Annotated in this window: 22 protein-coding genes and 3 pseudogenes; 3 read left to right on the top strand and 22 right to left on the bottom strand. The window is 41.0% G+C overall.

Features of this window, described 5'->3' with window-relative positions:
* Positions 1-82 precede the first annotated feature (82 nt).
* Positions 83-747 (top strand): annotated as a pseudogene (locus NMM26_RS03020) (transposase); the annotation flags it as partial.
* 48 nt (positions 748-795) lie between these two features.
* Positions 796-2,322 (top strand): annotated as a pseudogene (locus tag NMM26_RS03015) (IS1182 family transposase).
* A 206-nt stretch (positions 2,323-2,528) separates the two neighbouring features.
* Here NMM26_RS03015 and NMM26_RS03010 read toward each other — a convergent pair.
* From NMM26_RS03010 to NMM26_RS02975, 8 genes are all read right to left on the bottom strand, one after another.
* On the bottom strand, positions 2,529-3,725 hold the full coding sequence (locus NMM26_RS03010; protein ID WP_000724610.1) for a CAP domain-containing protein: 1,197 nt from the start codon (positions 3,723-3,725) through the stop codon (positions 2,529-2,531).
* Positions 3,726-3,861: 136 nt separating this feature from the next.
* On the bottom strand, positions 3,862-4,899 hold the full coding sequence (locus NMM26_RS03005; RefSeq protein ID WP_000649442.1) for an aldose epimerase family protein: 1,038 nt from the start codon (positions 4,897-4,899) through the stop codon (positions 3,862-3,864).
* Between the two features lie 315 nt (positions 4,900-5,214).
* Complete coding sequence (locus NMM26_RS03000) at positions 5,215-6,381, bottom strand: SIS domain-containing protein (RefSeq protein WP_254753817.1); 1,167 nt, start codon at positions 6,379-6,381, stop codon at positions 5,215-5,217.
* Between the two features lie 251 nt (positions 6,382-6,632).
* Positions 6,633-7,037: a PTS sugar transporter subunit IIA gene (locus tag NMM26_RS02995; RefSeq protein WP_001129934.1), complete on the bottom strand. Its 405-nt coding sequence runs from the start codon at positions 7,035-7,037 to the stop codon at positions 6,633-6,635.
* A 5-nt stretch (positions 7,038-7,042) separates the two neighbouring features.
* Positions 7,043-7,858 (bottom strand): PTS system mannose/fructose/sorbose family transporter subunit IID, encoded by an 816-nt coding sequence (locus tag NMM26_RS02990; protein ID WP_000185291.1) that lies wholly within the window; start codon positions 7,856-7,858, stop codon positions 7,043-7,045.
* Positions 7,845-8,750: a PTS mannose/fructose/sorbose/N-acetylgalactosamine transporter subunit IIC gene (locus NMM26_RS02985; RefSeq protein ID WP_000617009.1), complete on the bottom strand. Its 906-nt coding sequence runs from the start codon at positions 8,748-8,750 to the stop codon at positions 7,845-7,847. Before NMM26_RS02985 ends, NMM26_RS02990 begins: the two co-directional genes overlap by 14 nt.
* 26 nt (positions 8,751-8,776) lie before the next feature.
* The gene (locus NMM26_RS02980; RefSeq protein WP_000156970.1) at positions 8,777-9,253 is read right to left on the bottom strand and encodes a PTS system mannose/fructose/N-acetylgalactosamine-transporter subunit IIB; all 477 of its coding nucleotides are present in this window, start codon (positions 9,251-9,253) and stop codon (positions 8,777-8,779) included.
* Positions 9,250-11,037, bottom strand: coding sequence for a beta-galactosidase family protein (locus tag NMM26_RS02975; protein ID WP_000196566.1), 1,788 nt, complete (start codon positions 11,035-11,037; stop codon positions 9,250-9,252). Before NMM26_RS02975 ends, NMM26_RS02980 begins: the two co-directional genes overlap by 4 nt.
* A gap of 319 nt (positions 11,038-11,356) precedes the next feature.
* On the opposite strand from NMM26_RS02975, the gene NMM26_RS02970 reads away from it, so the two are divergent.
* Positions 11,357-12,073: a GntR family transcriptional regulator gene (locus tag NMM26_RS02970; RefSeq protein WP_254753816.1), complete on the top strand. Its 717-nt coding sequence runs from the start codon at positions 11,357-11,359 to the stop codon at positions 12,071-12,073.
* A 215-nt stretch (positions 12,074-12,288) separates the two neighbouring features.
* Here the strand turns inward: NMM26_RS02970 and purB are convergent, their stop codons facing one another.
* From purB to purM, 14 genes and pseudogenes are all read right to left on the bottom strand, one after another.
* Complete coding sequence (gene purB / locus NMM26_RS02965) at positions 12,289-13,584, bottom strand: adenylosuccinate lyase (protein WP_012972422.1); 1,296 nt, start codon at positions 13,582-13,584, stop codon at positions 12,289-12,291.
* A 105-nt stretch (positions 13,585-13,689) separates the two neighbouring features.
* Positions 13,690-14,547: an HNH endonuclease gene (locus NMM26_RS02960; RefSeq protein ID WP_254753815.1), complete on the bottom strand. Its 858-nt coding sequence runs from the start codon at positions 14,545-14,547 to the stop codon at positions 13,690-13,692.
* Complete coding sequence (locus tag NMM26_RS02955) at positions 14,540-16,075, bottom strand: AAA family ATPase (protein WP_254753814.1); 1,536 nt, start codon at positions 16,073-16,075, stop codon at positions 14,540-14,542. The genes NMM26_RS02960 and NMM26_RS02955 overlap by 8 nt, the downstream gene beginning before the upstream one ends.
* Positions 16,072-16,317, bottom strand: a complete 246-nt coding sequence (locus NMM26_RS02950) for a phosphoribosylaminoimidazole carboxylase (protein ID WP_254753813.1) — start codon at positions 16,315-16,317, stop codon at positions 16,072-16,074. The genes NMM26_RS02955 and NMM26_RS02950 overlap by 4 nt, the downstream gene beginning before the upstream one ends.
* Positions 16,318-16,326: 9 nt before the next feature.
* A complete protein-coding gene (gene purK / locus NMM26_RS02945; protein WP_254753812.1) occupies positions 16,327-17,418 on the bottom strand; it encodes a 5-(carboxyamino)imidazole ribonucleotide synthase in 1,092 nt (363 codons plus the stop codon).
* On the bottom strand, positions 17,405-17,893 hold the full coding sequence (purE, locus tag NMM26_RS02940) for a 5-(carboxyamino)imidazole ribonucleotide mutase (protein ID WP_125416735.1): 489 nt from the start codon (positions 17,891-17,893) through the stop codon (positions 17,405-17,407). Before purE ends, purK begins: the two co-directional genes overlap by 14 nt.
* Positions 17,894-17,922: 29 nt before the next feature.
* Positions 17,923-18,039, bottom strand: coding sequence for a phosphoribosylaminoimidazole carboxylase (locus NMM26_RS09650; RefSeq protein ID WP_078228439.1), 117 nt, complete (start codon positions 18,037-18,039; stop codon positions 17,923-17,925).
* A 94-nt stretch (positions 18,040-18,133) separates the two neighbouring features.
* Positions 18,134-19,396, bottom strand: a complete 1,263-nt coding sequence (gene purD, locus NMM26_RS02930; protein ID WP_254753811.1) for a phosphoribosylamine--glycine ligase — start codon at positions 19,394-19,396, stop codon at positions 18,134-18,136.
* A gap of 121 nt (positions 19,397-19,517) precedes the next feature.
* Positions 19,518-21,065, bottom strand: a complete 1,548-nt coding sequence (gene purH / locus NMM26_RS02925) for a bifunctional phosphoribosylaminoimidazolecarboxamide formyltransferase/IMP cyclohydrolase (RefSeq protein ID WP_000161908.1) — start codon at positions 21,063-21,065, stop codon at positions 19,518-19,520.
* Position 21,066: 1 nt separating this feature from the next.
* Positions 21,067-21,531 carry a GNAT family N-acetyltransferase gene (locus tag NMM26_RS02920; protein ID WP_000571850.1) on the bottom strand — a complete coding sequence of 155 codons (465 nt, stop codon included), beginning with the start codon at positions 21,529-21,531 and terminating at the stop codon, positions 21,067-21,069.
* A 45-nt stretch (positions 21,532-21,576) separates the two neighbouring features.
* Positions 21,577-21,870: pseudogene (locus NMM26_RS02915) on the bottom strand (formyltransferase family protein); the annotation flags it as partial.
* 45 nt (positions 21,871-21,915) lie between these two features.
* A complete protein-coding gene (locus NMM26_RS02910) occupies positions 21,916-22,425 on the bottom strand; it encodes a VanZ family protein (protein ID WP_000894015.1) in 510 nt (169 codons plus the stop codon).
* A gap of 83 nt (positions 22,426-22,508) precedes the next feature.
* A complete protein-coding gene (gene purN / locus NMM26_RS02905; RefSeq protein ID WP_000820825.1) occupies positions 22,509-23,054 on the bottom strand; it encodes a phosphoribosylglycinamide formyltransferase in 546 nt (181 codons plus the stop codon).
* Entirely contained in the window at positions 23,051-24,073 is a 1,023-nt protein-coding gene (purM, locus tag NMM26_RS02900; RefSeq protein WP_001284583.1) for a phosphoribosylformylglycinamidine cyclo-ligase, read from the bottom strand. The genes purN and purM overlap by 4 nt, the downstream gene beginning before the upstream one ends.
* Positions 24,074-24,087 lie beyond the last annotated feature (14 nt).

The following is a 24,087-nucleotide window of genomic DNA, read 5'->3' as shown; positions in this document are numbered from 1 at the left end:
ATAAATTTAATTATACCCCAATTATCAAGTCAAGTGCAAGAAAGTTGTTCTTCTGATTAAGTGAACATCTTGCAATCTATTTGACTTGGCTAAACAGCTTCGCTTTCTAATTTCTAGGCTCAGGCTAAAACAGTTCACTGGACTGTTTTACTCCAACATCTTAGCCATGCTATGAGTCGCGTTCGTGTCCAAATCATGAATCAGTTTCATCGAAAATCCCATGAATACAAGGCTATCAAGCGTTACTGGAAACTTATCCAACAGGATAGCCGTAAACTCAGTGATAAGAGATTTTATCGCCCTACTTTTCGTATGCACTTAACCAATAAAGAAATCCTAGACAAGCTTTTGAGCTATTCAGAAGACTTGAAAGACCACTATAATCTCTATCAGCTCTTGCTTTTTCACTTTCAGAATAAGGAACCAGAAAAATTTTTCAGACTCATTGAGGACAATCTAAAGCAGATTCATCCTCTTTTTCAGACTGTCTTTAAAACCTTTCTAAAGGACAAAGAGAAAATCGTCAATGCCCTTCAGTTACCCTATTCCAACGCCAAATTGGAAGCCACTAATAATCTCATCAAACTCATCAAGCGCAATGCCTTTGGTTTTCGAAACTTTGAAAACTTCAAAAAAAGGATTTTTATCGCGTTGAACATCAAAAAAGAAAGAGTCTGGGACAAAAATCCCTTAGCTTGCAAAAAAAGCAACGGCAAATCCGTTGCTTTTTTTGCATGGCTGCGATAGTCTTGGTAAAATAAAATTGCCCAATAAACCATTTAGAAAGGCTATCCCATGCATATTCACTATAACACAAATCAAACAACTTTACCACTAGAAATTAGTTCTTTCTTGCCACAAGACCATCTCGTTTTTACTATTGAAAAGGTGGTGAATAGCTTGGAGGATCATCACTTTCATGACTTCTATCATGAATTTGGTCGCCCATCTTATCATCCTAAGATGCTTTTAGCTACTCTGCTATTTGCCTATTCACAAGGGATTTTCTCTGGACGAAAAATTTAAAAAATGCTGGTTGAAAATCTGGCTATGCAGTACCTAACAGGACAGTTGGTTGTCAGCTACGGCACCATCAATCGGTTTCGTGTCGCTGAAGGGATGGAAGAACTCATTCGTAATCTTTTCATTGACATCAATCTTCGTTTAAAAATGGAAGAGTTAGTGACTTTAGATTGTCTGTTTATTGACGGGACTAAGATTGAAGCCAATGCCAACAAGTATAGTTTCGTGTGGAAAAAAGCAACGGACAAGTTTTCCGTCAAACTTCAAGAACAGCTACAGATCTATTTTCAAGAAGAAATCACTCCTCTTATCCATCAAGCTATCGAACTGGATACACAAGAGCCTATCTCCTCAGAGTAGTTGCTTGAATTCGCTCAAGTCCTTGAAGAAGAATTGAAAAAATTGAACTAGGACATTGAGGAGACACCCGTTACAGGAAAGGATGAACGTAAAACCCAACGTCGTAAACTCAAGAAAGTCTTGCGTCAAGTCAAGGAGGATTTTTCAGTACGTGCTGAAAAATATGAGAACTATCAGGAGACATTTGAAGGGCATAACAGTTTTTCCAAAACCGATCCAGATGCCACTTTTATGCGGATGAAGGAAGATCATATGAAAAATGGTTAACTCAAGGCTGCTTATAATCTTCAAATCGCTACTGAAAACCAATTTGTTCTTCACTATGATGTCTTCTCAAATCCGACAGACACCAAGACTCTTCTGCCATTCCTTGAAACCTATCCACATGACGTACAGACAGTTGTCGCAGATGCTGGATATGGAAGTGAAGAGAACCTCCTTCGTTTAGATGAAAAGCAGGTAAACCATCTGATTAAATATGCCATGTTTGATAAGGAACAGAAGAGAGGGTATAAACAGTCAGCTAGAAACTTAGCGAATTGGCATTATAATGACAAGGAGGATAGCTATACACATCCTGAAGAGTGGTACTATCGTTTTCACTATATCAAACATCAGAAAACACAGACGGACTTTCAACAGGAAATCGAGGTTTACTACGCTGATGAACCTGAATCAGCCCCTCAAAAGGGACTGTATATGAACGAACGCTATCAGCACTTAAAAACGAAAGAATGCCAGGCACTTTTATCTCCCCAAGGTAGACAGATTTTCGCTCAACGCAAGATTGATGTGGAACCTGTCTTTGGGCAGATAAAGGCTTGTTTGGGTTACAAGAGATGTAATCTGAGAGGGAAGCGTCAAATGAGAATTGACATGGGATTGGTACTTATGACCGATAACCTCCTAAAATACAATAAGAGAACGACTCAAAATTAAAAAGCTAGAGTTCCGCAATTGGAAATCTCTAGCTTTTTTGTGGCTGAGAACTATTTTGTCTCAGACTCAGATCTTAGCTTTTCTCAACCCACTACAGTTGACAAAGAGCCATAAAAATGAAGAGAAGCAGTATTTCTCCTCTCCATCTTTAAAATTATAGTAACAAATATAAGTTATCTAAAGTTGTGAAAGCAACCCTTTTGCTTCTAGTTTACCCATTCACCATTTCCATTTACTTTATAACCGTCTGGTGTTGTTGTGCTGACTGCCAAAGCTCCAGAGCCATATGCATAGTACCAGTATTGGCCAACTTTAAACCAACCTGTCTTCATAATACCAGATTCATCAAGGTAGTACCAGACTCCATTTTCTTTGAGCCAGCCTGTCTTCATAGCTCCTGAGCCATCAAAGTAGAACCATCTATTTCCGTCTGTACCCCAACCTGTAAACATAGCACCTGAGCTACTCAAGTAATACCAGCTACCATCTACTTTTACAAATCCAGTCTGCATGACACCTAGGTCATCCAAGTAGTACCATTTACCACCTGTTTTCACCCAGCCTGTTTTCAGATCACCAGACTCATAGAAATACCATTTTCCATCTGTTTTCACCCAACCAGATTGGTCTGAACTAGAAGTTCTAAATTCTTTCAGCGCTTTTTCAACTACGACTGCTTTATTTTTAACTGTTGACAAATTAGATGAAGTCACTTCTGCATATTGAATAGCAGGACCGTAACTGCCTACCAATTCTTCTGAAGTGGCAGCATCACCAAAAGTCTGAGCAATCGTTACAGCATTATATGGGTTATTTGGATTTTTAAAGGCAGCCATCCCCATATGTGTAAATTTAGGGCTAATCAAAGTTTGATAATGACCAGATCCACCATTTGTTGAACCACCTGATTTTTTCTTCACGTAGTCTGCTTTTTCAGCACGCCATTGTTCAAGAGCTTTTAGGAAACCATCATGGTTCCAACCCAAGTTTTCTCCAAGTACACTGTTTCCAGATGGGAAAGCACTCCAAATTTCTTTACCAGAAAGACGAGTATGGTCCATGGTTACAGAAGCTTCTGCAGCTCTGGCAAAAGCTGCCTTTTCTAGGTCAGTCGACCATTTGATAGGGACATACTTATCTACCAAACCTTCGTCAGCTGCCTCTTTACGGATAGCGTTGACGGCATCTAAGATAGCTTGTTGGTTTGGAGTCAAAAATTCTCCTTTTAATCCAACCAAAACATTGCCACTAGCAGGGTTAAGCACTTCTGAACTCAAGACATTTTCTTTTTTACCATCAGCAGATTGTGTTGCCACCAATCTGTCATTCGCAAAAACATCATTTGTCAAAACTGCTCCAGCCAAAGTCAAAGCCAAGGCGCTAGCAAATACAATTTTCTTCATCTTTTTCTCCTTTTATCCTCTAGATAGGACAGGTATTTCCACTATTAGATTATATCATATTCCCCTACTATTTGCCCATTTCTACTAATATCATGAGGCAAATAAAACTCACCCCTAAAAGTAGAATCTTCATCCTTTATTTCACAACAAGTTCATAACGTATTTTACTTGTGAAGGTTTGACCGGCTTTGAGAATGACTTGGTCTTTAAGGTCACTGTGAATGGCATCTGGTAAAGCTTGAGCTTCAAGAGCAATCCCATTGTGCTGTACCATTGGCTGACCTCCTATGATGACACTTTCATCCACAAAGTTTGCTGTGTAGACCACAAAGCAAGGTGCCTCTGTCTTGAAAAGCAGGAATCGACCTGAGTTTTGGTCATAAAGGAAACCAGCATTGTCATGACCTGCAGGAAGGGCAAAAGGGTGGTCTAAACCAGACACTAGCTGAATTTGCTCATCTTCCTCTGCAAAGATATCCTTCAACAAAGCTCCATTGTAGATGTGTTTGACCACATCACGGTTATCATCTGGGGTTTTAGCTGGAACACCATCAGGAGCGATTGGATAAATGCCCTCAGTATTTAGCTGGAAGACATGGCGGTCAATTGTCTGTGTGAAATCACCAGACAAGTTGAAATAGCTGTGGTTGGTTGGATTGACCAGCGTATCCTGATCGGTCGTTACCTTGTAGCTGATTTCATAGGCACCAGTTTCTTCTAAGTAATAACTGATCCAAATCTTGAGGCTACCAGGGAATCCTCCTGTCCCATCTGTACGCTCTGTGTAGAGGGTCAGGCCATGGTCGCTCACTTCAACTGGTTCAAACAAGCTCGAATCCCAACCAGTTGAACCACTGTGGTTACAGTTGCTAGCATTGTTGACTTCAAGATCATAAGTCTTGCCATTAAGCTCAAAAGTCGCACCTGCAATACGGCCTGCCACAGGACCCACACTAGCTCCATGTTTAGGACTATTGCCTACATAGCTATCAAAGTCATCAAATCCCAAAATAACATTGGCAAAATTTCCAGCCTTGTCAGGTGTGACATAACGCAAAATGGTCGCACCATAAGTCATAACCTCAAGCTGGTAGCCACCGTCCGTCTCAAAACGATAGGCCAAGACATCCTTGCCCCCAACATTTCCAAATACACGCTCTGTGTATGCTTTCATTCTCTTCTCCTTTTACTATTTCTCTCAAGCAAACAAACCATAGAAAGCCTACTGACAATCTATGGTTTATCTGATAATTTACAAATCCTCTTGTCAAGAATTCATAAACACTACCTTATACTCAATGAAAATCAAAGAGCAAACTAGGAAGCTAGCCGCAGGCTGCTCAAAGCATTGCTTTGAGATTGTAGATATAACTGACGAAGTCAGCTCAAAACACTGTTTTGAGGTTGCCGGATAAGACTGACGAAGTCAGTAACATATACCTACGGCAAGGCGAAGCTGACATGGTTTGAATTTGATTTTCGAAGAGTATTACTTTTGATATTCGTGGATGATCACGCCTTGTACCACACGGTTTACTGTACCTGTAGGAGACGGTGTATCTGGTTTATTTTCTACCTTGAGTGAAGTCAATAGGGCAAAGAGTTGGGCATAAACGATGTAAGGGAAGACACGGTAAATATCATTTAAGACACCGCCACAACCAAGGGCCACTTCTTTAACATTTTCAAGACCAAAGGCTTGATCACTCAAAAGCACAACACGACGAGCAATCTGGTCACCAGCAACTTCACGAACCAAGTCCAAGTCGTACTTACGAGTGTAGTCTGTCGTTGTACCAAAGACCAAAACAACCGTATCTTCGTTGATAAGAGATTTTGGACCGTGACGGAAGCCAACTGGGCTTTCATACATGGTCGCAACTTGACCAGCTGTTAATTCCAAAATCTTGAGCTGAGCTTCATGAGCAAGACCGAAGAAAGGACCTGCGCCAAGGTAGATAACACGGTTAAAGTCTAGGTCAACAAGCTCTTTGACATCTTCTGCATTGTCTAGAACTTTACGGGCAAGACTAGATACAACTTCAAAACGTTCAGCTTTCACAGCAAATTCTGTAGGATCAAAGACCAAGAGAGCTGTCAACATCATAGACGTAAAGCTTGAAGTCATGGCAAAGCCAGCATCATTAGAGGCTGCTGGTTGCAAAAGCAAAAGATTGCGGTCATCGCCATGGGCTTGAAGAGCCAACTCACCATCCGCTGCACAAGTAATCGTCACTTGATAAAGCTCATCCACCAAGGATTTGGCCAAATCAACAGTCGCCACACTTTCAGGCGAGTTACCACTACGAGCAAAAGATACTAGGACAGTTGCCACATCTTTTTTCAAATAAGTTTCTGGATTGGCAACGATATCTGTGGTCGCAATGGCATTGAAATTCCATTTGCGTTCGTCATAGACTTCCTTAAAGTAAGGTACCAAGGTATCTCCCACATAAGCAGAAGTCCCAGCACCTGTCAAGATAACCTTGATATAGTCATGTTTATCAGCAATTCCTTGTAGAAAGGCTGCAATTTCTTCACGCTTTGCTTGATAAGATTCAAAAGCTTCTTTCCATACATCAGGCTGTTGGTAGATTTCACGTGTAGTGATTTCTGCACCCAATTCGATCAAATCTTCTTTTGTATAATGTAGCATTTAGTTCCTCTTTTTCTATCAAATATGGGAATGGGAGTAAGCCCCATTCCCATGTATATTCTATATAAAATGCTCTAACGATTTTCACGTTGTCACATCGTATACTCAATGAAAATCAAAGAGCAAACTAGGAAACTAGCCGCAGGCTGCTCAAAACACCGTTTTGAGGTTGTAGATAGAACTGACGAAGTCAGTAACATATATACGGCAAGGCGACGTTGACATAGTTTGAATTTGATTTTCGAAGAGTATTATTCATCTTCGTCATCATCAAAGCCTGCTAACAGGTCATTAACTTTCACAATGCTTTCTGCAGCACGATTTTTATAGTCCGCATCTGCACCTGTAAGGCTCGCATTGATAAATTCAATCACCATTGGCAGATTCATCCCTGCGTAAAGTTCGATGTCGCGACCTTCCATGATCAAGCGACTCACCACGTTACATGGTGTTCCACCGAGAAGATCCGCAAAGACTAGGAAATCATCCAAACTTTCAATAGCAGCTTCAAATTTTGCAGTAAATTCTTCTGGGCCATCTTCTGGAAGAAGAGCCACTGCATGAATGTTGTCCTGTGGACCCATGATCATTTCAGTGCTACCTTTAAGTTCTTCACAGAAGCGACCATGACTCACCAAAATTAATGATTTAGCCATAAAAATTACATTCCAAGTGCAAAGTGACCAAGGGCAGAAAGAACCAAAGCAAGTACGATAATAATCAAGATAGCTTTTGTAGAGTTCATACCTTTCTTACCAAGCAACCAGAAGATAAAGGCAGTAAAGATTGCTGGAAGCAAGCGTGGGAAGATTGAGTTCAAGATGTCTTGGAAGTCAATCATTTTTTCACCGATTGGCAATTTATAAGAAACTTCAAAGTTAATCATTGTTGCTACAAGAGCACCCATCATGAAGACACCAAGTACAGATGCAGCATCAATCAAAGCTGTCAAGGTACTTTGCATGTTGTTGATAAGGTTAACCCCTTCTTTGTATGCAAATTCCAACTGTTTCCAACGGAAGATGTCATAAGCTACTGCAACTGCGATCCAAAGGAAGATACCCCATGGTTGGCCAGCGATCGCCATAGTTGCTGCGATAGATCCCATGATAGCAGGTACAAGTGAACCAAAGATAGTATCCCCAAGAGGAGCGAATGGTCCCATCAAACCTGTCTTGATACCGTTAACGGCATCTTTTGAACCTACACCATCTTTTTCTTCCATGGCAAGGTCAAAACCAGCGATGATTGTGTGGAAGAATGGTGAAGTATTGAAGAATTGAGTATGAACTTTCATCATTTCTTTCAATTCAGGAGTGCCATCCCCATACATTTTACGCAACTGAGGCAAGATCATGTAAAGGTAACCAGAAGCTTGCATACGTTCGTAGTTCCAACCCAATTGGAAAGTAAACAAGCTACGTTTGTTGATTTGATTAAAATCTTCTTTTGTAAGTTTGTAATTAGAATTCGTCATCTTCGATTTCCCCACTTTCTGATGGTGTAGAAGGTGCTGCTACAGCTACTTTTTGGCTATTTTTGAAGTGAAGCACTGCTAGGAAGATACCTACGATAGAGATACCAATCATAGACAATCCTTTGAAGTTGTTCACGAAACCAATTTTTTCAGCAACATCTTTAGGTAGAGTACCGATAATACCTGCAACAGCGCCACCAAGACCTGTTACATATGAGTAAAGAACAGTCAACATAGCTGTCAAACCAAATCCCATAGCAAGGTAGTGAAGGTTACGTTTAACTGGAAGGTAACGAAGCAAGATTGCAAATCCAAGACCTGGAAGCATACGTCCTGCAAGTGTCAAGCCATCTGCAACCCATTTGTAGGCTTCAACGAAGTCTACCACTGATTGTACGAAGGCACCACCAAAAGCAAGGGCAAAGAAGACTGGAAGGGCACGAGATAGAGCCCAAGGAATCGCACCAAGCAAGTAGTTGCGTTCAATACCTTTATAGTCAAAGCGTTCGATTGCAGCATCCACACGGTGAGCGAAGAAAGTAGTTGTCATACGTCCAAGAACGTCGAAGTAAGTCAAGAGAGCTGCTACTGGCACAGCGATTGTTGTAATCGCCAGTGATGCATCAATTCCTTGTGAAACAGAGAAGGCTGTCGCAAGAACCGCACCAGAAGTTGCGTCGATACGAGAAGCACCACCGAAGGTACCAACCCCAAGAACGAACAGTTGCAAGTTACCACCGATAAGTAGACCAGTAGTCACATCTCCCATGATTAAACCAGTAATAAAACCAGCAAATACAGGGGAACCTGCAGATGAAACGATCGTCAACTCATCACAGATTTGATAAGCTGAGTACAAAGTGAGAAGTAAAATTTGCCACCATTGTATCATAACAATGACCTCCTAAAAATTTTTTCCTATTTTAATAAGCTCAAAAAGTCTGAAATTGGATCATTTGGAACCATTTGAGCAGTAAGTTTAACACCTTTTTCTGCCAGTTTGTGGAAATCTTCCACATCCTTATCCACTACGTTGATAGAACGTGTGATGGCACGAGTTTCTGGTGTTTGAGACATATTCCCAACATTGAGGGTTTCCAGTGGTACACCTGCTTCGACCAAGCCAAGGAAGCGGTCTGGTTTACGAGCCACGATAAAGAGACGTTGGCTATCGTATTTTCCAGCAAGAATATTGGCTGCCGCTTTCTCAATTGGCAAAATACTCAATTTTACACCTGGTGGTGTCGCTAGTTTCAAACCACTCTTTTCAACGTCGTTGTTGACAACTTCGTCATCTACAACCATAATACGTGAAACATTTAGTTTTCCAGCCCAAAGATTGGCTACTTGTCCGTGGATCAAACGTCCATCGATACGGCATCCTACAATTGTCATAAGTTTTCCCCCTTTATGTGTTTTAGTGTAGGTTTACGAGTTAAATGAATCTCTTCTTTATATTGGCCCTCTGTCTCAAAGATAATGATGCGGTTGGCACCTTCCTTAAGATAGCTATGAGGGATATAAAGCGAGAGGGTTGGGCCGACGTTCCAAAAACGTCCTAGATTCTGCCCATTGACAAAGGCAACTCCCTTACCAAACTCAGACAAGTCTAGGTAAGTATCTTTTGGCGCTTCGATTGTAAAATCATAAGCATAAAAGGCTGGTTGTCCTTCTGCCCATCCTTTTGAAAAATCAATTTTCTCAGGATTGTCTAGTGGGAGTGGATAGTGTTTCCAGTTTAGTAAGAAGTGTAAATCCTTACAAACCCCTGTCCGAATTCCCTTACGTTGCGTATCCGCTAAGAACTTGTGTCCATAGTTGACACGCCCCATATTTTCTACCAAGATATCTAACCTAGATAGCGCTTTCTTTTTACCTTGATAAAAAATATCTTCCCCAATCTCTGTCTGATATTGGGTTTCGACCCACTGACCATCGACATAAAGCTGAGCTCTATCTCGACCGTCAATGATACGAAGTCTTTCTTCTTCTGCATCCCAGTTTGTTTCTGTTCGATAGAGTAGATAGCCATAGCTTTGTCCCAACTCCTCCATCTTTTTAGGATAGAGGCTTTCTATCGGACTAGACAAGCTATCTAAGGTTTCAAACAAGGAAACTTTTTCTACTAGTGGAATGGCATCCAACTCCATACTCTCTTTGTAGAGTGGTTCCAACTGCGGATACTCTGGAAAATGTGTCGCCATCATCTTCTTGACTGCCAAATATTTGGCAGTTGGATTTCCTTCTTCATCCAGAAGGGCATCGTAATCATAAGATGTAACTTGTGGCAGGTCCAAAGTCCCTCGAGCTGAGCAACCATTCATGAAACCAAAGTTTGTACCACCGTGGAACATGTAAAGATTGATAGAGCCTTGTTCCAAAACTTCTCGAACTGCATCTGCCAATTCTTTGGGATCCCGTGTGATAATCGGTTCTTTCCAACGATTGAACCAGCCATCCCAGAACTCCATACACATGAGCGGCCATTTCTTGCCATGTTCATCAAAGAATTCCTGCATCTGTGAAAAGTTGTACGGAGCTTTAGAACCAAAGTTTCCTGTTACAAAGAGGTCATCTTCGATCAAAGTTCCAGCTTTCAGAGTAGCTCGCCATGGACCATCTGATGTAAAGAGGGGACAGGTTACGCCACGCTCTTCCATCAACTGTCGAATTGCTCTCAGATAAGCCTTATCTTCTCCATAAGAACCATACTCATTTTCAACCTGCATAATGAGGATATTGCCACCATTGTCCAACAAATGTGGCACCAACCGTGACAAGAGCTGGTCATAGTAGCGACCGACAGCATCAATATAAGCAGGATCTGAGGAACGAAGCCTCATATCTTTGGTTAAAAGCCAAGCTGGTAAGCCACCGAATTCCCACTCCGCACAGATGAAGGGAGAGGGACGAACGATAGCGTAGAGACCCAAATCTTGTGCTGTCTGAAGAAATCGCTCCAAATCCAGAGCTCCTTCAAAGTGAAACTCACCCTCACGAGGCTCATGTAAATTCCAAGCTACATAAGTTTCTACTGTATTAAAACCAAGAGCCTTCAAGTTATAGAGCGAATGATACCAATCTTCTGGAGGAACCCTAAAATAATGAATGGCGCCAGATAAAATCTTAAATGATTTTCCATCGAGATAAAAATCATCTCGTATCTCAAATCGTGTCATATTCTTACCTTCTGACAATTAAAGTTTACGCTTTCATTTGTTGATATAGTAAATATATCTCAATATCTTGCATTTGTCAATAGGTTTTCACAATTTTTTTCATTTTTCACTAAATTTTACACAAAAAATTTATAAAAATCTTGTAATCTATAGTCATAACAACATTTTAGTACCATGTATAAAAATGTATGTTTTTCTATTTATTCCTATGTAAATTAACCTTATAGCCTATTATTCTAATTTTTTTATTCAAAAGGCTACTATTCTTTCCAGTTTTATGGTAAAATCTTTAACGGAGAAGGAAAATCGAGGTGAAAATATGGCAATTCCAAAGTATCAATATATTAAAGATGAGTTAAAGAACAAAATCATTTCTGGTCAATTTGCCAGTGGAGATAAATTCTACACTGAAGCTGAATTGATTGCAATGTATGATGTAAGTTCTATCACAGTTGTTCGCGCCTTAAACGACCTTGCCAAGGATGGCTATATTGTCCGCCAACAAGGAAAGGGTACATTCGTTTCACGCGCACGCAAACACAAACTCGTAGAGTTTTCAGATGTAGAAGTTTTTGAAACTAAAGATGATAAAGTTACCGTCCTTTCTATTGAGCGTGGAAACAAACTAAGCTACTTAGAAAAACTTGGACTACGCGGAGATCAGTTCTACTACAAGATTGAACGCATACGCGAAACAGGTGGTGTTGTCTACATCTACCATACATCTTACATTCCAGAACAATACATCAACGCAAATTATCCAAATCTTGAATATTATAGCTCTATCTATAACCGTTTCAAATTGGATTACCACATTCACATGAATGATGAACATTTTGAAGAAATCAATGAAATAGCATTTCCAACTCCAGAACATGCGGCTTCGGTCCTCGGAGTCGATGAACAATTCCCAACCGTTTTACAAACCAAGACTACTAAACTAGAGTCTACTGGTCAAGTTCTCGCTTACAGCGAAACATATAAACGAGCGGATTACTACAAAATCAAATTCATTTCATGTGACCGTGATCACTAAGAAGAAAGCCTAAGCCTAAGCGCTTGGGCTTTTTCTATGTTTATTATATGACATTAAAAGTATATTTTCTATATGTTAATTAAGATAGACTAAATTTGTTTAAATTTTACTAAAATATAGGGAATCTTTTTATAAAAATAGCTTTAATAAAAAAGAAAAATCGAAGTTCTACTACTCCTATAAATAGAGTAATAGAAATTCGATTTTTATTCTAATTATCCTAAACCAAGACGTTCAAAGATATCATCCACTCGTTTAGTGTAATAAAGAGGGTTGAAGATTTCATCGATTTCTTCTTGTGTGAGGCGTGATGTCACTTCTGGATCTGCCTCAAGAAGTGGTTTAAAGTCTACTTGATTGTCCCAAGAGTAGGCTGTTTTTGGTTGCACCAAATCATAGGCTTGCTCACGAGTCATGCCTTTTTCAATCAAGGTCAACATAGCACGTTGGCTAAAGATCAGACCAAACGTAGAGTTCATATTGCGAATCATGTTTTCTGGGAAGACTGTCAAATTCTTGACAATATTTCCAAAGCGGTTGAGCATGTAGTCAATCAAGATAGTTGTATCTGGTGTGATGATGCGCTCAGCTGATGAGTGAGAGATATCACGTTCGTGCCAGAGAGCAACGTTTTCATAGGCTGTAATCATGTGACCACGGATAACACGCGCAAGGCCTGTCATGTTCTCAGAACCGATAGGGTTGCGTTTGTGAGGCATTGCAGATGAACCTTTTTGCCCTTTAGCAAAGAATTCTTCTACTTCGCGTTGTTCAGACTTTTGCAAACCGCGAATCTCAGTCGCCATGCGCTCAATAGAAGTCGCGATGCTGGCAAGAACTGCAAAGTACTCAGCGTGAAGGTCACGAGGAAGAACCTGTGTTGAGATTTCTTGAGCACGGATACCAAGCTTGTCGCAGACGTATTGCTCAACGAATGGCGGGATATTGGCAAAGTTTCCAACCGCACCAGAAATCTTACCAGCTTCCACACCAGCAGCCGCATGCTCGAAACGCTCGATATTGCGCTTCATTTCGCTGTACCAAGTTGCCAATTTAAGACCGAAAGTTGTCGGCTCAGCGTGTACCCCGTGGGTACGACCCATCATGATGGTAAACTTGTGCTCCTTAGCCTTATCAGCGATGATGTTGGTGAAGTTTTCAAGGTCACGACGGATGATGTCGTTGGCCTGCTTGTAGAGGTAACCGTAGGCCGTATCTACTACGTCGGTAGAAGTCAAACCATAGTGAACCCACTTACGCTCTTCACCAAGTGTTTCAGAAACCGCACGTGTGAAAGCCACCACATCGTGACGCGTCTCCTGCTCAATCTCCAAAATACGGTCGATGTCAAAGTCCGCTTTTTCGCGAATCAAAGCCACATCTTCCTTAGGGATTTCCCCCAACTCAGCCCATGCCTCGTCAGCCAAGATTTCCACCTCAAGCCAAGCACGGTATTTGTTTTCTTCACTCCAAATGTTCGCCATCTCAGGGCGAGAGTAACGGTTGATCATGTTGTTCATTTTTCCTTTCTTTTGTTTAAAGTTTCAGTTCAAGGAAGTCCGTATTCAGTTAAACGAAAACGAGGCTATTCTTCCTTTCTATAAATAATTTCATATTTAAATGCTTCCACCTAAATCAATAAATTTAATCATTCCTTCATAAAGAGAGGATTCATAAGAATTTTTAGAGCTTGTTTTTCTCGATGAGTTTTCTGATTTTAACATTTTTATTAGTTCTTTTGAACCATTATTTCTAAAAATCTCTTTCCATATTGTAATTTTATCAGCTAACTTATTATTTCCCCAGATTGAATAGCGCTTCATAATACTATTTTTCCCATTTTCATAAATATTTCGAATACTTTGTTTCATTTCTGGAGTATATTGAGTATTCGAAAAATCTAATCTGTATTGAGCTATACAAATGCCAGAGTGGCTGATAATACTGCAAATCAACCAGTGTTCATTAGTAGTATCTTCAAAATACGGATTTATCAACATACTATCGTCATCCAATTTATTAAGATTACATTCATGGCAAGATGGTATTAGATTTATTGGTGTTACTGCAAAGATAGGAAACTTTGATTGGGGTAAAAGATGATCTAGCTCACTAACGTCTCCCTGTTCACAGTATGAACACTTATGAAAATTTCTTTTATCGTTTGTTTTTAACCATGTATATAAACTATCATTGAACTTTTTACGTAATCTTTCCTCATAAAGATATTTCATCTCTTCAAAGCCCACATCTCTTGAAACTATACATTGTTCCTCTTTTAATAAATACAATTCACCTGTAGATGCTAAAGAACGATAAAATTCTTCGAATATAACTATTCTATCTTTACATAATTCAAATAGATTAAAATAATCTACTTCCTCACCATTAATCAATTTCTTCTTTTGAATACCATGAGTTAAGTCATAAAAAATATCATCCAGTGTCAGATATGGAATCTCTAATTTACGCATCAGGTCCATCACCTAACTCTCTCTCTAAAATTTTCGACAATAATAATTTATATCCTAAAGACCCCATTTTATTATCAAATCTGCTTAAAGACTCTTCAAAATCAAGCCCCTCTCTCGCAATTTGATTAATAAGCGTATTAAATCCTGATTCTTTCGCTTCTAAATTAAAAACTTCAAAAGTTAAACTACCAATATCTTGAGCAAACGTCTCAATATCTGGTCTATGAGCATCCATCGCATCAGATTTAACATCTCTCGTTAGTTTATAAACACAATCTTTTTGTACCTCTTGAAGAATTACTGGCGAGTGTGTAGCCAAAATCGCAACTCCATTTCTCTTTATAAGTAGATGAGATAGACTCCTTATAAAACTACTTAACAATGGGGGATGTAGATGTAATTCAGGTTCATCTAGAATAACTAATGTCTTTTCAAATGCTAGTTCTACTAACTTTGTAATTGTAAGTAATACAATCTTATGCCCTGAACTTAAACTACTAAATATTTTATATGATTCCATATTAAACTTACGAAGATCTGAGTAAGTCTGAAAAGTATCAGAAAGTAGATGAACATTTGTTTGGCTAAAGATAGGATCGCTATACAATATGTTTATACAATCTCTCCAAAGTTTAGGTTTTTTTCTCAATGTTAACCTTAAACTTTCAATAAATACCGCATTCCATCCCTCAGGAACATAGTTAATGATTTCTCCATCTTGTTCCCTTAAAAAATTACATTTTTCTGGTTTTTTAGCTTCAGTTTTATTTGATAAATGATAATATAAATAACCATTGCTTCTATCTTCACTCTCTTCAAATAATTTTTTATTTTCAAAATTACTAAAGTTTACTGAGATTATGTTTGAAAAAAAATTATCTTGATACTCTGTATTAAATGAAAATCGCTCATCTTTGTTTATTGCACTGTCGACCATCTCTGTTAATAGATAAGATTTCCCAACTCCGTTTCTCCCAATAATTGCATGTATATTTGAAGCTGGAAATTTTTGAGGATTCACTCTAAAATCCAATGAACAACTTTCTGTCATTCTAAACGAGAAATCATAGTCTGATAGCTTCGTATTCCCTTCAGCTAAACGAAAATATTTATTTTCAATTGTTGAACTTAATATACCTCTAGTTAAAGAAACCTGAAAAACATCTGTATCCTTTACTTTTTCATACAAAGCTTTATTGAATGCAACATCCCTTAAAGAAGTTAAAATATATTCTCTCTGTTCCTTAGCTATTCTATCAATTTCATAATAAAAGCTTTCATCTGTAACTAATGAGAAGAAGTCATCTGGTAAGTTTTCAAATTCTGAAGGTAAGCGTGGAACCCTTCCTAGCATCGTCATCTCGCCTATCTTCAGTGAGCCAATGTTTATTATAGACATATTTTCCTTAATATAAAAAGAATAAGTGGTTTCGTATTTAAACCAGTCATCCCAGTTACTATGAATTAGATAATATCCATCATCACCCGCTTTAATTTCGTCATAAGAATCAACTAATTTAAAAGTCATATTTCTTTCTCATTTCCTTCAAACTCCTCTTTTCCAATAAACACAGATGGATAGTGTGGTAATTCATTGAGATCAGTATCCAATGGTAAATCATAAATTGCTAAATAGTTTTCAGGATATTGAACAACTAGCTCCTCATATTTGGCCTTCACCTTTTCGTTGTCACTACTAGCAAACAAGACTTCGACGACTGCTCCAGTCTTATCCTTTTCAATAAATGCATTTACGATGATTTGAATCATAGACATCACCTAAAAATCAATTCCTTCCCCAAACTCTTCCACACCATCCGGCACATCACTAAACAAAGTGACATGTCCCATCTTGCGGTTGTGCTTCGCTTCTATTTTACCATACATGTGGAGGTGGGCGCTTGGATTTTCTGTGACGTATGTTTCAGCAGCCTCGACATGCTGTCCGAGAACGTTGAGCATGACAGCTAGGGCATGTAGGTGAATAGCTGGCAATGGTGCTCCCAGAACACCCAAGATATGGGTGTCAAATTGTGAGAAGTCGCAGGCTTCAATTGAATAATGCCCAGAGTTGTGTGGTCGTGGAGCGATTTCATTGACGATGATATCATCAGCTGTCGCAAACATTTCTACGCAGAGAGTTCCAGAGAGACTCAGCTGTTCTGCGATACGTACAGCCATGGCTTTGGCTTTTTCAGCTAGACTTTCTGAAATGCGAGCTGGCACGATGGTTTTTGACAGGATGTTGTTACGGTGGATATTTTCCTGAACTGGGAAAACCGTCACGTCCTTGCCATTTCCTGACACGATGACAGAAATTTCAAGGTCAAAATTGACAAATTCTTCCAAGACACAATCTGCTGAGTCTGCTAGTTCATAGGCTTCTTCCAAGTCTGCTTCTGAGCGAATGACCTTTTGCCCATGCCCGTCATAGCCACCAGTCGCAGTCTTGAGGACATAGTTTTTGGACAGGTCAATCTCCGCCAAGTCTTGACTAGAATTTACAACCTTGTAAGGAGCCACCGTTACTTGAGCCTTGTTAGAAAGGAAGTCCTTTTCAAAAATCCGGTTTTGGGAGATGCGAAGTAGATCGGTTCCTTGAGGGAGTTGTCCATCCTTGATAACAGCATCCAAACCGTCGGCATCGACATTTTCAAATTCATAAGTGAGAACATCACAGCGGTCCGCCAGCTGACGAAGGGCATCCACATCGTCATAAGGAGCCACGATGATTTCCGCAACGCGAGAGGCCGGGCAATCCGCCGCAGGATCCAGCGCGATAACCTTGTGACCCATATAGATAGCAGAAATGGCCATCATCTGACCCAGTTGACCACCACCGATAATGCCGATTGTTTTAGATGAGCTCATTCGTCGACTCCTCTGCGATTTTTCCTTGTTCTTCTGCAAAATCTGCCAAAGCTGTCGCAATAGCTTGGTCCTCTACTGAGAGGAGACGGAGGGCAAAGAGAGCCGCATTTGTCGCACCAGCTTCACCAATAGCCATTGTCGCCACAGGCACACCGCCCGGCATCTGAACGATAGAATAGAGCGAGTCCACGCCACTAAGGGCACGTGATTTGACGGGCACCCCAATGACTGGAAGGGTTGTTTTAGCTGCGACCATACCTGGCAAATGGGCTGCGCCTCCAGCACCCGCTATGATGACCTTGATACCGCGACTACGTGCTTCCTCCGCATGTTTAAACATGAGGTCTGGTGTACGGTGTGCAGAAACAACTTTCTTTTCGTAGGCTACACCAAAGCGATCTAGGACTTCTGCGGTTTTTTGCATGGTTGCCCAGTCGGATTTTGAGCCCATGATAATGGAAATTACTGATTTCATTTCTTTTCCTTTTTCCTCTTTTTCAACAATCACCTTAAGTTGTGAGGGACGGCAGCAGCCACCAAAGGTGTCTCATGCCTAAATCGGAAGCCCAAGGTCTTCCAATTTCCCTGAACGATTGTATTGTCATTCAATCGTTCTTGCACAACAGCGGTGATTGTTCTATATTAGCTCGCTAACGCTCGCAAATCAAACGACTATTAACGTACTTGACGACTGCATCGCTTTTTTCTTATACCTTTATCGAATAGCTTTACTTCCGATATCTGTTCGGTAGAAGAGGCCTTCTGTTTTTTGTTGGGCGAATTCTTGGTAGATGGTGTCCTGGGCTTCTTTGACGGTGGCTGCTGTGGTGACGAGCATATAAACTCGTCCTCCGTTTGATAGCAGTGCTCTGCTATTTTCCGAAAACTTAGCCCCGGCATAGTAGGTGATGATGTCCCCTTCTGTCTTGGCTGACAACTTGACACCTTTTTCATAGTCTAGCGGATAACCGTTGGATGCGACAACTACACCCAGAGTCACCCCCTTGTCCTTCCAAGTGATATTTGCTTCCTTGCCATCCAGAATATCCGTGATATTTTTGGCAAAATCAGAGGTTAATCGAGGCAGGATAATTTGCGTTTCTGGATCTCCAAAGCGAGCGTTGAACTCGATGACTTTAGGGCCATCAGCTGTCAAGATAAGACCTGCGTAAAGGACACCCAGATAAGGGCGACCTTCTTTAATCATGCCCTCAAGGACTGGCTTGACAATAGTCTTAACCGCTGTATCAACTACACTCTGTGACAAGTGTGGAACTGGTGCGTAGGCACCCATACCGCCCGTGTTAGGCCCCTTATCGCCATCATAGGCACGTTTGTGGTCCTGAGCTGTTGGCATGATGTAGAACTTATCACCATTGACAAAGGCAAAGAGTGAGAATTCTTCCCCTTCGAGGAATTCCTCTATGACCACACGCGCACCTGAGTCACCAAATTTATTGTCCAATAGCATCTCGTGAGTGGCTTCGATGGCTTGCTCGACTGTCTCAGCAACAACGACACCTTTTCCAAGGGCCAAACCATCTGCCTTGACTACGATAGGTGCACCCTGCTTTTCGATATAGGCCTTGGCTTCCTCGAAATCTGAAAATGAACCATAGGTTGCTGTCGGAACGCCATATTTGACCATGATTTCCTTGGCAAAATCCTTGGACCACTCCAGCTCTGCCGCCAATCTTGTCGGACCAAAGGCTTTGAGACCAGCTTGGTTAAAATCATCCACGATACCAGCAGCAAGGGCATCATCTGGACCGATAAAGGTCCAAGCAATATCGTTGGCCTTTGCGAAGTCAATCAATTTAAAATGTTCGGAAATAGAGATGTCCACCAATTCCAGATCATCCAGAGTCATACCGTCATTTCCAGGAGCAACAAAAACCTTTTCTACCTCTTTTGACTCAAGCAACTTCTTAGCAATGGCATGTTCACGACCACCCGATCCGACAACTAACAGCTTCATCTTATAACCTCTTTTGCGAATTATTTAATAACATTATACCATAAACGTTCGTTTTAATCTCGTTTCACTCCGCGTTTTTACGCAAAAAAGGAAAGAAACTGCTTTCTTCCCTTTAACGTTCTTAATGTCTAAAATGTCTCACTCCTGTGAAGACCATAGTCAAGCCGTATTTGTCAGCAGCTTCGATGGATTCCTGATCACGGACCGATCCACCTGGCTGGATGATAGCCTTAATTCCCGCTTTGGCGATTTCTTCCACGTTATCCGCGAATGGGAAGAAGGCATCCGAAGCAAGGACAGAACCGTCAAGACGATCTTTAGCTTGTTCAATCGCAATACGAACAGAAGCCACACGGTTGGTTTGACCTGGGCCAACACCAAGTGTCATGTGGTCGTTAGTCACAATGATACCGTTGGATTTGACATACTTGATGGCTTTCCAAGCGAACTCAAATGCTATCGCTTCTGTCTCTGTCGGTTGGCGTTTGGTTACCACTTCCCAGTCAGCTGGGCTTTCTTTGACCACGTCTTGGTTTTGCACGAGAAGTCCACCAACCACGCCTGTGTATTCTGCTTCCACTTCGCTAGCCTCTTGAGCGTCAAATGGCAAGGCAAGGATACGCAAGTTTTTCTTTTTGTTGGTTAAAATAGCTAGCGCTTCATTCGTATAGCTTGGTGCGATGATGATTTCAAGGAAAACGCCATGCATCTTCTCAGCTGTCGCAGCATCCACCTCACGGTTGAGAACGACAATCCCACCAAAGATAGAAACTGGGTCAGACTCATAAGCGTAGTCCCAAGCTGTTTCGATATCATCAGCTTGACCAATCCCACATGGGTTCATGTGTTTGAGAGCCACAACGGTTGGACGGTCTTTGAAGTCACGGATAATACGAATGGCCGCATCAGCGTCACGGATATTATTGAATGACAATTCTTTCCCATTGAGCTGTTTAGCTGAAGCAATCGAATAGTCTGTTGGCAAAGCTTTTTGGTAGAAATCCGCGTCTTGTTGAGGGTTCTCACCGTAACGCATGGCTTGTTTGAGGTCATAGGTCAAAGTGAGCTTTTCAGGTTTGCTTTCTCCGACTTGAGCTGTGAAATACTCTGCAATCAAGGCGTCATAAGCCGCTGTGTGACGAAATACTTTGGCTGCCAAACGTTGACGCGTTTCGTAAGTCGTTTCACCATTGGCTGACAACTCGTCCAAAACCACTGTATAGTCAGCAGGGTCTACCACAACCGTCACGCTAGCGTGGTTTTTGGCTGCTGAACGAAGCATAGATGGCCCACCGATGTCAATATTTTCCACTGCATCAGCGTAAGTCACGTCTGGCTTGAGAATGGTCTCCTTAAATGGATAAAGGTTGACCACTACAAGGTCAATGAGCTCGATTTGATTGTCTTTGGCCGCTTCCAGGTGACTATTCAAGTCACGACGAGCGAGGAGTCCACCGTGTATATTTGGATGAAGGGTCTTAACACGACCATCCATCATTTCTGGAAAACCAGTCACATCATCGATAGCAATGGTGTCCACTCCAGCATTATCAAGGGCAACCTTGGTCCCACCCGTCGAGATAATCTCCCAACCAAGTTTTTTGAGTTCTTGGGCAAATTCAACAATGCCCACTTTGTCTGAGACACTGATTAAAGCTTTTTTCGTCATTCTATTCTTCTTTCTTTAGGTCCAAGCGCATAGCGACTTCGTTATTTTCTTCTATAAATCCTGTTTCCTGAAAACCCAAACTAGTCAACAGGTGCTTCATTTTTTCATTTCCAACCACATAATCTGCAACAATATGACTGCAAGCTCTATCCATCTGAGCCTCTTTGATTAGAACTTCCAAGGCTTTTCGACCATAACCTCTTCCTTGGTACTGCTGACCAATCATTATCCGCCAGATAAAGTATTCCGCTTCATCCACGTCTATTTCCAGCAGGAGAAAGCCAACCACTTGCTTATCCCAATAGATTGCCCTCGGAAACACATCTTCATTTTCCCGATAGAGCCATGCGTCAGCTAAAGAGCGTACATTTGGAGCTACGAAACGTGCTCGTTCATCAGCTTCAGATATTTTCAAATCCAACACTGCCTGAAAACTGCTCTCATCTACTAATTTCATCTCAATCATTTTTTTCTCCTAGCAATATTGCACAATCAAAACTTGATTTACTTCTTACCTTCTCCCTACCCCTAAACTCTCGAGAACTTCTGGATAGAGCTGATATTCCGCTTCATGAATGCGATCTTCAAAGCTGTCAATGGTATCATCAGCTAATCGTGGTACACGTACTTGTTTGATGACCTTTCCTGTATCCACACCTGAGTCCACCCAGTGCATGGTCACACCAGACTGATTCACCCCAGCATTATCAAGGGCAACCTTGGTTCCACCTGTCGAGATAATCTCCCAACCAAGTTTTTTAAGTTCTTGGACAAATTCAACAATGCCCGCTTTGTCTGAGACGCTGATTAAGGCACGTTTAGTCATTATATTCTCCTTTTTAATCATTAGTTAAACACCAATTAAATGCAGTAACAGTAAAATAAAATAAGCAAAACCAAGGCTAAGCATACCTAAGATATTGACCCATTTTCTAGTCTGTGATTTGAACACTCTTATAAAAATTTGATAAATCAGTAAGCCTACACAAACACCTAGCGTATTTAAAGCCAAATCCGTTATATCTGTTATACCTATTGCTAAAATATACTGTAAGCACTCAAACAATAAACTAATCAAGAAACCTGTTCCGACTATTCTTAAACTAGATAAATTAGTTTTTATCAGAGGGAAACAAACACCTAATGGAATAAAGGAAATCAGATTAAATAACATTTCAGCAAAAACAATTTTTCCATCTACTATTAATGGTTCCGAAAATGGAATCCAATTGATGTACCTTGGAGCTAAGAAAAATGCTATAAATTCAGGATTGGTCTCAAACTTAAATAAGATTCCCCAAGTTAATAACATCAGATAGACATAAAATACATATCGAGTTGTTTTTTTAGATTCTAACATTACAAATACCTCCGTTTGAAGCCGTCTTCAACAATCACTGACTCCAATTTTGAATCAAAGATATCATATGAATCATCAAAAAGTCAATCTGTAAATAGAGCCTTCACTACTTCCGGATACAACTTGTACTCTGCCTCATGAATGCGAGCTTCAAAACTGTCAATCGTATCATCAGCCAGCCTTGGCACGCGCACTTGTTTGATAATCTTTCCTGTATCCACACCTGAATCCACCCAATGAATGGTCACGCCGCTCTCAGCAACTCCAGCATTCCAAGCATCCTCAATCCCATGAGCTCCTGGAAATTCTGGCAAATAAGCTGGGTGAATGTTGATAATCCGACCTTCATAAGCCGCCAATAAGGTTGGCCCAACGATTTTCATGTAGCCTGCTAGGCAAACTAAGTCAATCTGGTGTTCTTCCAAGAGTTCGACAAGGGCTGCTTCGTAGTCTGCCTTGCTCTCAAACTCCTTGAGTTCAAAAGCATAGGACAGAACGCCAAGCTTGTCTGCACGTTCGAGCACATAGGCGTCACGATGGTCTGAAAAGACAAACTCCACTGGAAATTCTTCGGCAATCACCTGAAAATTTGAGCCATTACCAGAGGCAAAAACCGCTATTCTTTTCATTTGATGATGACACTTTCGTTTTCTTTCTTGACGATGCGACCAATTTCATAGACTGGTTCATCCAACAATTCCTTGACACGAATTACATTTTCAGGGCTAACTGCTAGCATAAGTCCCACACCCATATTGAAAATTTCAAACATTTCTTTATGTTTGATTTCACCGTATTTCTCAAGAGCTTTGAAAATCGGTAAAACTGGAATCTTGTCTTCCTCAATCTCAGCAGCCAAGTCAGCTGCAAACATACGAGGGACATTTTCGATAAAGCCACCACCTGTGATGTGGGCAATGCCGTTGACCAACTCTTCTTTGATGAGTGGCAAAACAGCCTTGACATAGATACGAGTCGGCTCAAGAAGAACTTCCTTGAGTTGCTTGCCTTCCAATTCTGGCAGGACTTCCTCACCTGTGTAATCCGCAAAGACACGACGGACGAGAGAGTAACCATTGGAATGAATCCCACTTGAAGCAAGTCCGAGAAGAACATCTCCCTCTGCCACTTTTGAACCGTCAATGATTTGAGATTTTTCAGCCACACCGACCGCAAAACCTGCCAAGTCATAGTCAGCTTCGCCGTACATGCCAGGCATCTCAGCTGTTTCCCCACCAATGAGGGCAGCGCCTGCCTGCACACAACCTTCTGCCACACCAGCGACAACTTGTTCTAGCTTAGCTGGTTCATTCTTCCCTGTCGCTACGTAGTCAAGGAAATAGAGGGGCTCCGCACCTGCAGCGATGATATCATTGACACACATGGCCACACAGTCCTGACCGATGGTATCGTGCTTGTCGTACTTGATAGCCAGCATGAGTTTGGTTCCGACACCGTCAGTTCCTGAAATCAAGACAGGTTCTTTAACCCCAGTCTTTGAAAGGTCAAACATACCACCAAAGCCACCAAGAGCTCCCATGACACCTGCACGCTCCGTACGAGCCACGTGCTTTTTAATCCGTTCAACAACTTCATAACCCGCTTCAACATCCACACCAGATTGAGCGTACGCATTTTTATTTGCCATTTTATTTTTCCTTT

The organism is Streptococcus sp. CF7_Ac1-8, assembly GCF_024295435.1.
Classification (GTDB): Bacteria; Bacillota; Bacilli; order Lactobacillales; family Streptococcaceae; genus Streptococcus; species Streptococcus mitis_AP.
Note: the sequence above shows the minus strand (reverse complement) of the source record. Positions and strands in the feature narration are given on the sequence as shown.

Excerpts from the sequence above, each read along its gene's own strand:
- NMM26_RS03010 (WP_000724610.1), bottom strand. The coding sequence starts at position 3,725 with ATGAAGAAAATTGTATTTGCTAGCGCCTTGGCTTTGACTTTGGCTGGA.
- NMM26_RS03005 (WP_000649442.1), bottom strand. The coding sequence starts at position 4,899 with ATGAAAGCATACACAGAGCGTGTATTTGGAAATGTTGGGGGCAAGGAT.
- NMM26_RS03000 (WP_254753817.1), bottom strand. The coding sequence starts at position 6,381 with ATGCTACATTATACAAAAGAAGATTTGATCGAATTGGGTGCAGAAATC.
- NMM26_RS02995 (WP_001129934.1), bottom strand. The coding sequence starts at position 7,037 with ATGGCTAAATCATTAATTTTGGTGAGTCATGGTCGCTTCTGTGAAGAA.
- NMM26_RS02990 (WP_000185291.1), bottom strand. The coding sequence starts at position 7,858 with ATGACGAATTCTAATTACAAACTTACAAAAGAAGATTTTAATCAAATC.
- NMM26_RS02985 (WP_000617009.1), bottom strand. The coding sequence starts at position 8,750 with ATGATACAATGGTGGCAAATTTTACTTCTCACTTTGTACTCAGCTTAT.
- NMM26_RS02980 (WP_000156970.1), bottom strand. The coding sequence starts at position 9,253 with ATGACAATTGTAGGATGCCGTATCGATGGACGTTTGATCCACGGACAA.
- NMM26_RS02975 (WP_000196566.1), bottom strand. The coding sequence starts at position 11,037 with ATGACACGATTTGAGATACGAGATGATTTTTATCTCGATGGAAAATCA.
- NMM26_RS02970 (WP_254753816.1), top strand. The coding sequence starts at position 11,357 with ATGGCAATTCCAAAGTATCAATATATTAAAGATGAGTTAAAGAACAAA.
- purB (WP_012972422.1), bottom strand. The coding sequence starts at position 13,584 with ATGATCAACCGTTACTCTCGCCCTGAGATGGCGAACATTTGGAGTGAA.
- NMM26_RS02960 (WP_254753815.1), bottom strand. The coding sequence starts at position 14,547 with ATGCGTAAATTAGAGATTCCATATCTGACACTGGATGATATTTTTTAT.
- NMM26_RS02955 (WP_254753814.1), bottom strand. The coding sequence starts at position 16,075 with ATGACTTTTAAATTAGTTGATTCTTATGACGAAATTAAAGCGGGTGAT.
- NMM26_RS02950 (WP_254753813.1), bottom strand. The coding sequence starts at position 16,317 with ATGATTCAAATCATCGTAAATGCATTTATTGAAAAGGATAAGACTGGA.
- purK (WP_254753812.1), bottom strand. The coding sequence starts at position 17,418 with ATGAGCTCATCTAAAACAATCGGCATTATCGGTGGTGGTCAACTGGGT.
- purE (WP_125416735.1), bottom strand. The coding sequence starts at position 17,893 with ATGAAATCAGTAATTTCCATTATCATGGGCTCAAAATCCGACTGGGCA.
- purD (WP_254753811.1), bottom strand. The coding sequence starts at position 19,396 with ATGAAGCTGTTAGTTGTCGGATCGGGTGGTCGTGAACATGCCATTGCT.
- purH (WP_000161908.1), bottom strand. The coding sequence starts at position 21,065 with ATGACGAAAAAAGCTTTAATCAGTGTCTCAGACAAAGTGGGCATTGTT.
- NMM26_RS02920 (WP_000571850.1), bottom strand. The coding sequence starts at position 21,531 with ATGATTGAGATGAAATTAGTAGATGAGAGCAGTTTTCAGGCAGTGTTG.
- NMM26_RS02910 (WP_000894015.1), bottom strand. The coding sequence starts at position 22,425 with ATGTTAGAATCTAAAAAAACAACTCGATATGTATTTTATGTCTATCTG.
- purN (WP_000820825.1), bottom strand. The coding sequence starts at position 23,054 with ATGAAAAGAATAGCGGTTTTTGCCTCTGGTAATGGCTCAAATTTTCAG.
- purM (WP_001284583.1), bottom strand. The coding sequence starts at position 24,073 with ATGGCAAATAAAAATGCGTACGCTCAATCTGGTGTGGATGTTGAAGCG.